Source organism: Pusillimonas sp. DMV24BSW_D (assembly GCF_011388195.1).
In the GTDB taxonomy this organism is placed as follows: domain Bacteria; phylum Pseudomonadota; class Gammaproteobacteria; order Burkholderiales; family Burkholderiaceae_B; genus Neopusillimonas; species Neopusillimonas aestuarii.
This window is the reverse complement of record NZ_CP049990.1, coordinates 1,539,579-1,553,658: the sequence shown is the minus strand read 5'-3', so window position 1 is coordinate 1,553,658 and position 14,080 is coordinate 1,539,579. Positions and strand designations below refer to the sequence as shown.

The window sequence follows — 14,080 nt, the reverse complement described above, 5'->3', positions numbered from 1 at the left end:
AAGGTTATTCTGCGGCTGGGGCAGCGGGCGGAACCGGCTCGGTTGGACCTCCTTGTGCCTCGATACCACCGATCGCCTTCATGGACAAACGCAAACGACCTTTGTCATCGGCTTCAATCACTTTGATTTTCACTACCTGACCTACTTTCAACACATCATTGATATTGTTGATACGGTAATTGGCAATTTCGGAAATATGAAGCAAACCGTCACGGCCTGGCAAAACCTGCACAATGGCGCCGAAGTCGAGCAAACGCAGAACCGGGCCTTCATAGTCTTGCCCTACTTCAACGTCGGCCGTAAGCTCTTTGATACGACGCTCGGCTTCACGGGCTTTGTCGAGGTCGGCGCTGGAAATGGTAATAGTGCCATCGTCGCCGATGTCGATATTAGTACCTGTCTCTTCAGTCAGCGCACGAATGGTGGCGCCACCTTTACCGATTACGTCGCGGATTTTTTCAGGGTTGATTTTCACCGTAAGCATGCGCGGGGCAAACTCGGAAAGTTCGGTACGCGACCCTTCAATGGCTTCTTTCATTTTACCCAGAATATGCATACGCCCTTCATTGGCCTGCGCCAAAGCAACCTGCATGATTTCGCGGGTAATACCCTGAATCTTGATGTCCATTTGCAGTGCGGTAACACCGGTTTGTGTGCCGGCCACCTTGAAATCCATATCGCCCAGGTGATCTTCATCACCCAGAATATCGGTAAGCACTGCAAACTTGCCACCGTCTTTGATAAGACCCATCGCCACGCCGGCAACGTGATCTTTAACCGGCACACCGGCATCCATCATGGCTAACGAACCACCGCATACGGACGCCATAGAGGACGAGCCATTAGACTCGGTAATTTCCGACACAATACGGATGGTGTACTGGAAATCTTCCGGGGCCGGCAACGCAGCAATTAGGGCACGCTTGGCCAAACGGCCATGACCAATTTCCCGACGTTTGGGCGAGCCGAAACGGCCGGTTTCACCTGTTGAGAACGGTGGAAAGTTGTAATGCAACATGAAGCGATCGCGACTTTCACCCATTACCGAATCAATAATCTGTTCGTCTTGTTTGGTACCAAGTGTGGAGATCACCAACGCCTGGGTTTCACCGCGGGTAAACAAGGCACTGCCGTGAGTACGAGGCAAAACACCCAAACGAATACTGATGGGGCGAACAGTGCGTGTATCGCGCCCGTCGATGCGGGGCTCCCCAGCCAAAATTTGCCCACGCACAATGGCCGACTCCAGATCAAACAGAATATTCTCAACTTCCACTGAATCGGGCACAGGTGCTTCTTTAGCCGCGGCATGCTCTTCAAGTTTGGTTTTTACTTCAGCATAAACCTCGCGCAGGCGTGTAGTACGCACTTGCTTTTCGCGGATTTGATAAGCCTCTTTCAAACCCTCTTCTGCAACTGCTTTAACTGCTGTGATCAAAGCCTCGTTGCGGGCCGGTGCCTGCCAATCCCACTCGGGCTTGCCTGCTTCGCTTACCAAATCATGAATGGCATTGATGGCGGCTTGCATTTGTTCGTGACCAAACATCACACCATTCAACATGACCTCTTCCGACAGCTCTTTCGCTTCGGATTCAACCATGAGTACGGCCGCTTCCGTACCGGCAACCACCAGATTCATACCCGACACCTGCAACTGCGAAGTGGTGGGATTCAAAACGTAATCGCCGTCGACATAACCCACTCGCGCTGCGCCGATAGGCCCATTGAACGGAATGCCCGAAATAGCCAAAGCGGCGGAAGCGCCAATCATGGCGGGAATGTCGGGGTCTACTTCCGGATTCACCGACAGCACATGAATAATGACCTGTACTTCGTTGTAAAAACCTTCCGGAAACAAAGGGCGCAATGGGCGGTCAATCAGGCGCGATGTAAGCGTTTCCTTTTCAGAAGGACGGCCTTCGCGCTTAAAGAACCCACCGGGAATACGACCAACCGAATAAGTCTTTTCGACGTAATCGACGGTTAACGGGAAAAAATCCTGCCCGGGCTTGGCATTTTTGGCGGCAACAACCGTTGCCAGCACCACGGTATCATCAACTGATACCAATACGGCACCTGTTGCCTGGCGAGCAATCTCGCCGGTTTCCATTACAACAGTGTGTTGGCCGTACTGGAACGACTTGGTCACTTTATTAAACATTACACAGTATCCTTACAATAAAAAAACCGTGCACACCACGATTGTCTCGTAGTGTCCACGGTTGTACATCATGGGGAACCAGCCCCTGATATCACTTACGCAAGCCAAGCTTTTCAATAAGCGTGCGGTAAGCGTCGGGATTACGGCTCTTTAGGTAATCGAGCAATTTGCGACGGCGACTAACCATGCGCAATAAACCGCGACGCGAATGGTGGTCTTTTTTATGCGTTTTGAAGTGGTCGGTCAGTTCGTTGATGCGAGCGGTGAGCAATGCCACCTGAACTTCCGGAGAACCGGTGTCGCCCTGCTTGCGCGCGAACTGCGAAACAATATCGGACTTCTTGATTTCTGCTACAGACATGATGAGATTTCCTCTTGAACATGCGACAAGGCCGAGGTGCCTTGACGTGAACGATAGATAAATACGACTAACTGCCTATGCCACCCAAACCAAGTGGGCCAAATACGGCAAGACAGATGTGGAATTATAACTGATCCGGTAGAATTTGCAGGAACGTACTGCCAGGTGCAACTTCCATGAAAACCATTCTATTCAAATCGGTTTTAATTTCAGGCGTGCTTGCGTTAATAACCGGATGCGCCAGCATCACTTCCGTTCCCCCTGGAACACCGGCCCAACAAATGATCGGCCGGTTCGGCACCCCAACCTATCAATGTCCGCTTGAAAACGGCGGTACACGGTTAATCTGGAGCCTGCAGCCTTTTGGTCAGCAGGCCTGGGCCACCAATACCGATAAAGAGGGGCGAACTGAAGGGGTAAAACCTGTTTTAACCGACGCGCATTTCAGTATGTTGCGCGAGGGCGTATGGACACCGGAAAAACTGCTTTGTGAATTCGGGCCACCGGCCGAAAAGTCAGCGGTTGGTCTGCCGTCTGTGCGCCAAATTGTATGGAGCTACCGTTACCAGCAGGACGGCGTATGGAACTCGCTTATGCATGTTTATTTAGGGCGAGACGGCAACCAGGTAACCCGTTTTCACCCCGGGCCCGACCCTATGTACGAACGCAACCGGTTCGGCATGTTCTAACGATTTTCGGCGTCGTTGCCAGGTGGCTGATCCTCGTTAGCGCGCCTGAAGCTTAATTGCTTTGCCTTGCGCAAACGCCACAACAAAACGCCCCAACCCGACAAACCATACACCACAAATAAACCGAACAAGACAACCGGAGGATCGCTGGAGACAAACACAAACGCGGCTACCAATACCAAAATGACCCAAAACGGAACACTGCGACCCAGCGCAAAACTCTTGCCGCTGTAGAAAGGCAAGTTGGTGACCATGGCCACACCTGCATAGACCGTTACCGCGAAAGCTATCCAGGCAATTGCGCCATCTTGCAAGTGAAACTTGTTGTCAACGGCGAGCCACATAAAACCCGCCACCAAAGCGGCAGCGGCCGGACTAGGCAACCCCTGGAAGAAACGCTTGTCGACCACCGCAATATTGGTATTGAACCGTGCCAGCCTTAATGCCGCCCCGACCACATAAATAAACGCAGCCAACCAGCCCCATCGACCAAGGTCATGCAACATCCATTCGTACATGATGAGTGCAGGGGCAATACCAAACGACGTCATGTCAGCCATGGAATCGTATTGCTCACCGAATGCAGACTGCGTATTGGTGAGGCGGGCCACGCGACCGTCCATGCCATCGAACACCAAAGCCAGAAACAACGCAATAGCAGCAATTTCATAGCGACCATTCATGGCTTGCACAATGCCATAAAAGCCGGCGAACAAATTAGCCGTTGTGAATGCATTGGGCAGCAAATAAATACTGCGGCGTCGGCGGGTTTCGTCTGAAGACAAATTAGGCATAAAGAAAATTAACTTGAAAGTTCAGCCAGCACTGTACTGGTCGCGCTGACCTTGTCTCCGATTGCAACCCGGGGCCGTGAACCCAGCGGCAAATAAACATCGACCCGGGAACCAAAACGGATAAAACCATAACGTTGACCGCTGTACAAGCGCTCACCTTCCTTAGCGTAGCAAAGAATCCGCTTTGCCACCAACCCGGCCACTTGAACTGCGGTAACAGTTTGCCCGGAATCTGTTTTAAGTACCATGGCGTTACGCTCGTTTTCAAGCGACGCTTTGTCGAGTGCAGCATTAAAAAACTTGCCAGGGAAATACGCAATCGACTCCACCGTACCATTTACGGGAGAGCGATTTGAATGCACATTGAAAACATTCATGAACACGCTTATTTTCAGCGCCTGACGATTGGCGTAGGGGTCGTGCGTTTCTTCAACCGCCACAATACGTCCGTCGGCGGGGCTTAACACATTCGCTTCGCCATCGGGCGCCACGCGCTCCGGATCACGGAAAAACTGCAGCACAAACAAGGCCAGCAGCCAGAAAATTACTGATACGCCTGGTGACCAAAGCGTAACCACAATTGCAACCACAACAGCGATGGCCAGAAAAGGCCAACCTTCGCGAGCAATAACAGGATGGGGGTAAGGCGGTTTTTTCATAGGCTTCAAAGAAAAAGCGGGGCCAGGCCTTGCAACAACTGCAGCGAACCTGACCCCGCTTTATGGATCCGGAAAGATCTTAGTTCTTGGATTGATCAACCAATTTGTTGGCCGCAATCCAAGGCATCATTGCACGCAACTTGCCACCGACCTGCTCAATTTGAGACTCGGCGTTCAAACGACGACGCGAAAGAATGGTGGGCGCCCCGGCCTGATTTTCAAGGATGAAGCTCTTGGCGTAATCACCTGTTTGAATATCACGCAGAACCTGACGCATAGCATTTTTGGTCTCTTCCGTAACAATGCGGGGGCCGGTGACATATTCACCGTACTCTGCATTGTTGGAGATCGAGTAGTTCATGTTGGCAATGCCGCCTTCGTAGATCAGGTCGACAATCAGTTTCAGCTCGTGCAGGCACTCGAAATATGCCATTTCAGGTGCATAACCGGCTTCAACCAGTGTTTCAAAGCCAGCCTTGATCAGTTCAACGGTACCACCGCACAGAACGGCCTGCTCGCCGAACAAATCGGTTTCGGTTTCTTCACGGAAGTTGGTTTCAATGATACCGGCACGGCCGCTACCAATGGCGCAAGCGTACGAAAGCGCGATATCGCGTGCGGCGCCGGATTTGTCTTGATGAACCGCCACCAACGCGGGAACACCGCCGCCTTGGCTATAAGTGCCGCGAACGGTATGGCCCGGTGCCTTGGGCGCAACCATGATGACGTCGACGTCGGCACGCGGCTGAACCTGACCATAATGGACGTTGAAGCCGTGAGCAAACGCCAACACAGCACCCGACTTCAGGTTCGCGTCGACGTGATCTTTATATACCTGAGCAATATTTTCATCGGGCAACAGAATCATGACAACATCGGCACTTTTTACCGCGTCGGCCACTTCAGCCACTTTCAGGCCGGCGTTTTCCGCTTTCGACCATGACGCACCGCTTTTACGCAAACCCACCACGACATTCACGCCGGACTCATGCAGATTAAGCGCATGGGCGTGACCCTGCGAACCATAACCGATGATGGCAACCTGTTTACCTTTCACCAGCGAGAGGTCACAATCTTTGTCGTAAAAAACTTTCATTTATCTTGCTCCAGTACAAAGCGTATTTTAGTAGAGCCGGGTTTACGCCGACCCATAATGGTTAATCGAATGCCCGCCTGAGGCGGGCAAAAATGTCCTGCAAACCTACAATTTTAAAACACGTTCGCCTCGACCAATGCCGGACACGCCCGTACGGACGGTTTCCAGAATGGCACTACGGTCGAGCGCACCGATAAAGGCTTCAATTTTTTCCTGATTACCGGTCAGTTCAATGGTGTAAGCCTTATCGGTTACATCGACGATATGACCGCGGAAAATGTCGGCCATTCGCTTGATTTCCTCGCGCTCTTTACCCACAGCCCGAACCTTGATCAGCATCAGTTCGCGACGAATATGCGGCCCTTCGGAAAGATCGACCACTTTCACCACATCGATAAGACGATTCAGGTGCTTGGTAATTTGCTCGATAACTTCATCGGAACCCGTCGTGACGATTGTCATGCGCGACAGCGTAGTGTCTTCGGTTGGCGCGACTGTTAACGTTTCAATGTTATAGGCACGTGCCGAAAAAAGCCCCACCACACGAGACAATGCGCCGGGTTCGTTTTCAATAAGGATGGAAATGACATGTTTCATAAGTCTGCCCTTATAACTCTTCTGAACCCAGCAACATTTCCGTCAGGCCACGACCTGCTTTCACCATCGGCCAAACGTTTTCCGTTTGGTCGGTAATGAAATCAAGGAACACCAAACGATCTTTATGTTTGCCGAATGCTTCGCGCAACGCCGGTTCGACGTCGGCGGGTTTATCAATAAGCAGACCTACGTGGCCGTAACTTTCCACCAATTTAACGAAGTCAGGCAAGGCATCGACATACGATTCCGAGTAGCGCGAACCGTAATCAATTTGCTGCCACTGGCGAACCATGCCCAGATAACGATTATTCAGGCAAAGAATTTTAGGTGACAAATGATATTGTTTGCAGGTGGACAATTCCTGAATGTTCATCTGAATGGAACCTTCACCCGTAATCACCGCCACATCACGCCCGGGGTTGGCCATTTGCGCCCCCATGGCATAAGGCAAACCCACGCCCATGGTGCCCAGGCCACCGGAGTTGATCCACTGACGCGGCTCTTTGAAGCCGTAATACTGCGCCGCCCACATTTGATGCTGGCCGACATCGGACGTGACAATGGCATTGCCACCCGTCACTTCCCAGAGCTTTTCAACAACAAACTGAGGTTTGATCACCTCATCGGACGACTTATAGCGCAAGCATTCTTTGCCGCGCCAAGTATTGATTTGCTTCCACCACGGATCAATACGCGCCGGGTCAGTGCGGTCTTCCGCCACCGCCATTTGCGAATAAAGATTGGTAAATTCCTGCAGAACGTCCTTAACATTACCAACGATAGGTACATCGACCTTGACACGCTTGGAAATGGAGGATGGGTCGATGTCGATATGAATGATTTTGCGTTGGTTTTGCGCAAAGTGCTTGGGATTACCAATAACACGGTCGTCGAAACGCGCACCGACGGCGACCAGCACATCGCAGTTCTGCATGGCCATATTGGCTTCGTAAGTACCGTGCATGCCGGGCATGCCCACGAAACGCGGGTCGGTGGATGCGATCGCACCCAAGCCCATTAAAGTGTTGGTACACGGTGCGCCCACCAAATCAACCAATTGGCGCAGCTCATCAGCTGCATCGGCCAACACAACACCCCCACCGGAATAAATCATGGGGCGCTCTGCCGTCAGCAGCATTTGCACGGCTTTTTTAATTTGCCCCTGATGCCCTTTCACAACCGGCATATAGGAGCGCATCGCCACTTCGCCCTTTTGGGCAGTGTACTTGCAGGTCGCAATGGTAATGTCTTTGGGAATATCGACCAACACGGGGCCGGGACGCCCTGTTTTGGCGATATAAAACGCCTTGCGCATGGTTTCGGCAAGGTCTTTTATGTCACGTACCAGGAAGTTGTGTTTGACACAGGGGCGTGTGATACCCACTGCATCACACTCTTGGAAGGCATCCTCACCAATGACCGCTGTCGGCACCTGACCACTAATGATCACCATGGGGATGGAGTCCATGTATGCAGTGGCAATGCCTGTAACAGCATTCGTTAAGCCAGGCCCACTGGTGACCAGCGCAACGCCTATTTTATTGGACGAACGGGAGTACGCATCGGCCGCATGAACAGCAGCCTGTTCGTGACGAACCAGAATATGCTTGAAGCTATCTTGCTTGTAGATTGCGTCGTAGATGTAAAGTACCGCACCACCGGGATAGCCGAATATGTGATCAACACCTTGTTCAGCCAGGCAGCGCACTACGATGTCGGCGCCATTGAGTTCCATAATAAATTCCTTTCATAACCGGCCCTGACACACCGACTGGCCCTTACGGCCCGGGCTGCACCGGCATCGGCAACATAATCCGGCGCTTTGTGACCCACGGAGCCACGCCACCCAGACACCTTGCAGAACCGACACGCACCCATCGACATGCAGTGCACGCATTCAAACGAATGCAAGAGGTAGAAACGGAAAGCGTTGGCAACACACGCTTGTGGCGCGGCCAACCGCAAATCGCACGTTAAATATTGAGGCGCAAGAAACCAGGCGGATAACCCGGCAAAAAGCCATACCTTTACGGCTCACCCAGGATAAGCAGGCGAACCAAACGATTACTTTACCGCGTTGCAGCAACAGAATCAAATGGAAACGTTTGATTTTGCAGATTAAATCGGCCAACGTCGCACATTTCACACATTAAGCCTCTATACTTGAAAACTTCCAGCGGGCTCTGTGCCTACAGAACAACGCAGTAAACGCAACAAATATGGCTTCCACCCTCCCCCAACTGCAGCGTTTTTTTTACAGCCACTATTTTCTTGGCGGACTGCGCCAGGCAACCGGCGTCATTATTCCGGCACTGTTTCTAAGTTTTTTTTTCCAACAATACGGCATGGCAATGGTGGCTGCTATCGGCGCCGCCTGCGTTGCCGTTATCGATCAACCAGGCAGCCCGCGCCGCTATAGCTTCAACAACATGATCGGCGCAGTCTTGCTTGGAACACTGACCACTGCCGTTACCGGATTAAGTACGACACACCCGATTCTGCTCTGGTTTGTCATCCCCACCCTGTGTTTCATTTTTTCAATGTTTACTGTGTACGGCCGCCAGGGTGGTCTGATGGGATTTGCCTGCCTGTTCATCATGACGCTGACAATGCGTCAGCCCCTGGAAACACATGAAGTCCTTATCCATACATTAAGCTCATTCGGTGGCGGCGTTTTTTACTTTGCATTCAGCGCTTTTATTCACCGTGTTTTCTGGCATCGGGAAGAGCGGCAAGCACTTTCAGTTGCCCTTTTTTCCACCGCCGACTACATCGAAGCGCGATCACGCTTATACGACGTCAATCACGACCTGGAAGAAAGTTACCGCCAATTGATGCGCACACAATCGGCCATGACCGATACGCAACAAGCCGCCCGAAACACCGTATTACGCGAGCTCCCCACCGGTCAGTCACGCTCCGATCAGCAACGTTACACCGCATTGAATATATTCATTGATATGGTCGCGCTGCTTGACACCCTGGTGGCAACGCAAACCGACTATGCAACCTTGCAACGCACCCTGGCTACCAGCGATGTTCTCATTTTTGCTCGGGATGCTCTGCGCAAACTGGCCAACAACACGCGTCAAATTGCTCTCGATGTTGCCCGCCACAAACCCGTCACGGAACGCAGCAGTGTTAAGGCGGAAATACGGGCTATTGAATACGAGCTGGAGCTATATCGACAAAATGGTTTTGCTCAAGGCAACGCTGAGGTCTATACACTTTTGGTTCAAGTGCTGCGCCGTTTACGTAACGCGGCGCGCATTGTGGAACGCATGACGGAACACACCCACGCACGGCGGGCGTCTTCTTTGGTTGATACCCGTCTTAATAAAACCCTGGGCCGCTTCCTGACACACAATGAGTTGCGCCTTGGCATGATCACCAGCAACCTGCGGCTGGACTCTCCCAGTTTTCGTTATGCGGTTCGAGTCACCATTGCCGCAATCATCGCACTGGCGATCGACCACGGTTTAACCCTGCTACTTCAGATGTCAGGGCGCGATCCCGGTTTCACGATACATGGCTACTGGATTATTCTGACGACCATTATTGTGCTCAAGCCAGGGTACGCCCTGACACGACAACGCAACCTGCTTCGTTTGCTGGGTACTTTCATAGGCTGCCTGCTGGCGCTGATTATTCTGAACCTCAACCCGCATATCGACATTTATTTCTTTATCCTGGTTGTCGCGTGCGTATTGGGGTACAGCATGCTTCAGCTTAACTTTATGGCCTCGGCGACCTTCAATACCCTGTGTATCCTGCTGGCTTTCAATTTAACCGCTCCGGCGTCAACCTTCCTTATTGGCGAACGCTTGGTTGATACGGTAATCGGCAGCCTGGTCGCCCTGGGGTGCAGCTACATTCTGCCTTGGTGGGAACACAATTTCATGGGTTCGCTGGCTAAAGCGGCACGTACAGCCAACCATCGCTTCTACCGCACCGGGCTGCAGTATGCCGACTTAAACCGCACGCTTGTAGGCATCGAAAATCAAACAGTCAATTCCTCGATCGCAAAAGACCTTGATGTTGCAACGCTCACCCAGCAAGTCCATGAGGCCGACGTCAATTGGCGCCTGGCTCGCAAGAACGCTTACATTGCGCTGGGTAACCTAACGTCGGCGTTTTACCGAATGATGGCGGAACCCACTCGGTGTCAGAAGAATGTTCCCGAGGTCAACCACCTACTCATCCAGAATCACTTGCTGGCATCGCAAATCAGTGCTGCGATTCCACTATTGGCGCAACTGCCCGAGATTCCAACAGGCATCCAACAGTCGCTCGACGCCATCGACGCATTATTGGAAGACCGTAATGTACCGATTCCAGTGAGCATTGAAACTGAAGGAGATTTGGCGGCGCTAGCCTACCCGATTCGGCAAATGAGCCGCGCCGCACAATTGATTCACCAGGAAATGCAAGTCTTCGAAAAGCCGCAAAGCGGGCCACAAGCTATACTTGCCTAGCGTAGGGATCTTCAATCGGCCTGGGCGCCTTACTGGCAAAAAACCAAACTGCTGTCAGTGCCTGCAAGCCCAGTAACAGATACCATGCGGTCATATGTGCAACTGCCGGATACACCCCTGCGGTAATCGGTTCCCACAATTCCACCACCCAACCAATTACGTTCTGAAACAGGAAGATAAGAAAAAACACCAACATATTGAAGGTTGTACCCACACGGCCCAGCATATGACGGGGGAACGTTTCTACCAGCACGGCGTAGATCAAAATGTTCGTACCGCCCAGAAAGCCGTAGGAGGCCCACAAGAAAATGCGCGGCACGGGCGCGTCCAGCAAAATCATCAATTGCACCAACATAAAGCAACCGGTGAATACACCGACCAAGTGATACAGACTAATACCCATTTTCTCGATACGACGCGCGGCAACCCCAGACACTATGCTGCCAATCACTGCAGCAAAGCCCAACATGGACACCAAGCCGTCGACAGTCGATAGCGGCAAGTTCTTCACGTCCAGCAGATACGGCTTCATCCACAAAGATTGGACCCCATAAAATACACCGCTGGCCGTTGAGGGAAACAACACAATCTGCCAAAACAACGGGGTTTTCGCGAGCTCCCAAGTACCGAGAAACTGCGAACCCAAGCCGGGGCGCGCTTTGTCTGGCGTCCGCCCAGGCCCCACGTCGCGAGAACCAAAATACAACAAACCCGCGACCACAACCGTGATAAATGCGACCAAATAGCTGGCCACTTGCCAGGAAATGACGCCAAGAAGAAGCGCGAGCGGCGTTCCAACTACGGCGCCACCCAAACCCCCAATTGCCACCACACCCCCGTTCACCATTGGTAAGCGGTGGGTAGGAAAAGTGAATGCCATGGCTTGGAAGGCGGCACCCAAACAAACCGAGACGCCAATACCAATAAGCAACCTCCCTACCATGAGGCTGGTTAAGCTCTCGCTTAAGCCAAACACCACGGCACCTACAGCGGCCACCAGCATAAACGCAGCATTAACGCGGCGCGGCCCCCACGTATCAAGCGCGGCTCCGGCCGGAATCTGAGCCAACGCAAAACCTAGAAAATACAAACTGGTTAGCATGCCGAGGTCGCCCGCCGACAAGCCAATTTCCGAGGTTAAAAACGGCGCAAAGCCAATGTTAATACCGCGATAAAGATAAGAAACAAAATACCCAAACGAAAAGAACAAAAAAACCCGTGTTGCGTTCTGCATGCCATCCCTTCGCATTAAGCCTGTTTACGGCGGAAAACCAGTTTGGCATCCGTCGAGGCCGAAGCATCGTAGGCATATCCTTCAGAAGCAAATTGCGTCAATTTCTTGGGGTCATCTACTTTATTTTCAATGACAAAACGCGCCATTAAGCCGCGCGCCCGCTTGGCATGAAAGCTAATCACTTTCCAGGCCCCGTTTTTATAATCCTGAAACACGCACTGAATGACATCAGCCGACAGTGTCTTTTTATCGACTGCCTTGAAATACTCTTCCGACGCCAAATTCAGAATAATTTTGGATTTATGATCTTTCAGGCGTGCATTTAAATATTCGGCAATTGAACTACCCCAATACTCATACAGGTTTTTGCCATTTGGGTTTTCAAGCCTGGTACCCATTTCAAGCCGATAAGGCTGCATGAGATCAAGCGGGCGCAACACCCCATACAGGCCGCTCAGAATCGCAACGTGGTCTTGTGCCCATTTCAGTTGCGCATCCGATAGCGAGGGCGCCTCCAGGCCTTCGTATACATCCCCATTGAAAGCCAGCGCAGCCTGACGGGCGTTTTTCAAAGTGAATTTAGAAGTCCAATTGCTGTAACGTTCAACGTTCAGCTCTGCAAGCGAATCACTCAGGCTCATCAATTCGCCCACCTCGGCAGCCGACTTCTTGCGCAAAATATCAATCAGAGGCTTCGCCTGCTCAACAAAAAGCGGCTGGGTATGCAACGACGTTCGAACGGCCGATTCATAATCCAGCTTTTTCGCTGGTGACAATAAAAGCAACATTTCCCTTTCCTTTACATCAAACCTTTTATAACCAACCCCTTAAGCACACCTAGCGCGCCGTCCAGCCCCCATCCAGGCTCAACGTTGAACCCGTCATTTGCTGGGCGGCATCGGAAGCCAGAAATACTGCGGCCCCGCCAATTTGGTCTGGCATCACAAACTGCAATGAAGGCTGCTTTTCCTCAAGCAGCAACTTTGCCGCCGCTTCAATATCCACCCCATGCTTTTCAGCCAACGCTTCAATTTGACGCTCAACCAAGGGCGTACGCACCCATCCCGGACAAATGGCATTCGCGGTAATGCCCGTTCCCGCGGTTTCCAGCGCTGTCACTTTGGTTAACCCGACCACGCCATGTTTGGCGGCGACATAAGCCGCCTTTTGAGCGGATGCAACCAAACCATGAGCAGAAGCGATATTAATAATGCGCCCCCAACCCTGCTTCTTCATATGCGGCAAAGCAGCCGCGGTTGCGTGAAATACTGCCGACAAATTCAACGCAATAACGGCATCCCAGCGGTCCACCGGAAAATCCTCGATGAAGTCAGTATGCTGAATACCTGCATTATTCACTAAAATATCAATATTGCCCAGCGCCTGAACAGATTGTTCTACAAACTGACGCACTGATTCAGCCTGGCTCAAGTCGGCATGGATGTACTCCACCTTAACCGGGTACTCCAAACGCAAATTAGCTTGCAGTTGTTCAATTTCATTGGCATTCCCAAATCCATTCAGCACGATATCTGCGCCGTTCGCAGCCAGTTCCCGTGCAATTGCCAACCCAATGCCACTGGTTGACCCCGTTACCACTGCTTTCTTTCCTACCAGCATCAATTCCCCTTTCTCTTCGTTCGCATACCTGAGCGGCCCAGAAGGGTTTTATTCTATATAAAAGCCCTAACTGAAACAGCTAACGGTTTGTGCAAGGTGTTTGAATTATTGCTAGAATAGCAGTCTTGCTGAGAAGTGACCGCAACACGGACAGGTGGCAGAGTGGTCGAATGCGCCGGACTCGAAATCCGGTATACGTTTAGGCGTATCGTGAGTTCGAATCTCACCCTGTCCGCCAGTGAGTCAATATTAAAGCCGCCGAAATTGAATTTTGGCGGCTTTTTTGTTTTGGGCTATATGGCGTTACCTTAAAACAGGAGCATACATTAAAGCGACAACGCCACCCTGCTAACGCCCATCGCCGAAAATGCGAACCCCGGATTTAATTATCGCC

General features: G+C 51.8%; 12 protein-coding genes and 1 tRNA gene. 3 read left to right on the top strand and 10 right to left on the bottom strand.

Going from position 1 to position 14,080, the window contains the following annotated elements; all coding sequences use genetic code 11:
• Nucleotides 1–4: 4 nt before the first annotated feature.
• Nucleotides 5–2,161, bottom strand: a complete 2,157-nt coding sequence (pnp, locus tag G9Q38_RS07590; protein WP_166129558.1) for a polyribonucleotide nucleotidyltransferase — start codon at nt 2,159–2,161, stop codon at nt 5–7.
• Between the two features lie 91 nt (nt 2,162–2,252).
• The gene (gene rpsO, locus G9Q38_RS07585; RefSeq protein ID WP_114419908.1) at nt 2,253–2,522 is read right to left on the bottom strand and encodes a 30S ribosomal protein S15; all 270 of its coding nucleotides are present in this window, start codon (nt 2,520–2,522) and stop codon (nt 2,253–2,255) included.
• 176 nt (nt 2,523–2,698) lie between these two features.
• Between rpsO and G9Q38_RS07580 the strand changes: the two genes are divergently transcribed.
• Nucleotides 2,699–3,211 (top strand): hypothetical protein, encoded by a 513-nt coding sequence (locus tag G9Q38_RS07580; RefSeq protein ID WP_166129556.1) that lies wholly within the window; start codon nt 2,699–2,701, stop codon nt 3,209–3,211.
• On the opposite strand, the gene pssA is transcribed toward G9Q38_RS07580, so the two are convergent.
• The 5 genes from pssA to G9Q38_RS07555 all read right to left on the bottom strand — a co-directional run bounded on the left by pssA (nt 3,208) and on the right by G9Q38_RS07555 (nt 8,092).
• Nucleotides 3,208–4,005, bottom strand: a complete 798-nt coding sequence (pssA, locus tag G9Q38_RS07575) for a CDP-diacylglycerol--serine O-phosphatidyltransferase (protein WP_166129553.1) — start codon at nt 4,003–4,005, stop codon at nt 3,208–3,210. The genes G9Q38_RS07580 and pssA overlap by 4 nt on opposite strands.
• 8 nt (nt 4,006–4,013) lie before the next feature.
• On the bottom strand, nt 4,014–4,664 hold the full coding sequence (locus tag G9Q38_RS07570; RefSeq protein WP_166129551.1) for a phosphatidylserine decarboxylase: 651 nt from the start codon (nt 4,662–4,664) through the stop codon (nt 4,014–4,016).
• A gap of 79 nt (nt 4,665–4,743) precedes the next feature.
• Nucleotides 4,744–5,760 (bottom strand): ketol-acid reductoisomerase, encoded by a 1,017-nt coding sequence (ilvC, locus tag G9Q38_RS07565; RefSeq protein ID WP_114419914.1) that lies wholly within the window; start codon nt 5,758–5,760, stop codon nt 4,744–4,746.
• A gap of 105 nt (nt 5,761–5,865) precedes the next feature.
• On the bottom strand, nt 5,866–6,357 hold the full coding sequence (gene ilvN, locus G9Q38_RS07560) for an acetolactate synthase small subunit (RefSeq protein ID WP_114419916.1): 492 nt from the start codon (nt 6,355–6,357) through the stop codon (nt 5,866–5,868).
• A gap of 10 nt (nt 6,358–6,367) precedes the next feature.
• On the bottom strand, nt 6,368–8,092 hold the full coding sequence (locus tag G9Q38_RS07555) for an acetolactate synthase 3 catalytic subunit (protein ID WP_166129548.1): 1,725 nt from the start codon (nt 8,090–8,092) through the stop codon (nt 6,368–6,370).
• 484 nt (nt 8,093–8,576) lie between these two features.
• Here G9Q38_RS07555 and G9Q38_RS07550 point away from each other — a divergent pair, with 484 nt between their 5' ends.
• Entirely contained in the window at nt 8,577–10,832 is a 2,256-nt protein-coding gene (locus G9Q38_RS07550) for an FUSC family protein (RefSeq protein ID WP_166129546.1), read from the top strand.
• Here the strand turns inward: G9Q38_RS07550 and G9Q38_RS07545 are convergent.
• From G9Q38_RS07545 to G9Q38_RS07535, 3 genes are read right to left on the bottom strand one after another with little or no spacing between them, the layout of a single operon-like run.
• Entirely contained in the window at nt 10,819–12,066 is a 1,248-nt protein-coding gene (locus G9Q38_RS07545; protein ID WP_166129543.1) for an MFS transporter, read from the bottom strand. The two genes, G9Q38_RS07550 and G9Q38_RS07545, sit on opposite strands and share 14 nt — an antisense overlap.
• Before the next feature lie 14 nt (nt 12,067–12,080).
• Nucleotides 12,081–12,854 carry a peroxide stress protein YaaA gene (yaaA, locus tag G9Q38_RS07540; RefSeq protein WP_166129541.1) on the bottom strand — a complete coding sequence of 258 codons (774 nt, stop codon included), beginning with the start codon at nt 12,852–12,854 and terminating at the stop codon, nt 12,081–12,083.
• 49 nt (nt 12,855–12,903) lie between these two features.
• The gene (locus G9Q38_RS07535; RefSeq protein ID WP_166129538.1) at nt 12,904–13,686 is read right to left on the bottom strand and encodes a 3-hydroxybutyrate dehydrogenase; all 783 of its coding nucleotides are present in this window, start codon (nt 13,684–13,686) and stop codon (nt 12,904–12,906) included.
• Between the two features lie 148 nt (nt 13,687–13,834).
• Here G9Q38_RS07535 and G9Q38_RS07530 point away from each other — a divergent pair.
• A tRNA-Ser gene (locus G9Q38_RS07530) sits at nt 13,835–13,924 on the top strand.
• Nucleotides 13,925–14,080: the final 156 nt, after the last annotated feature.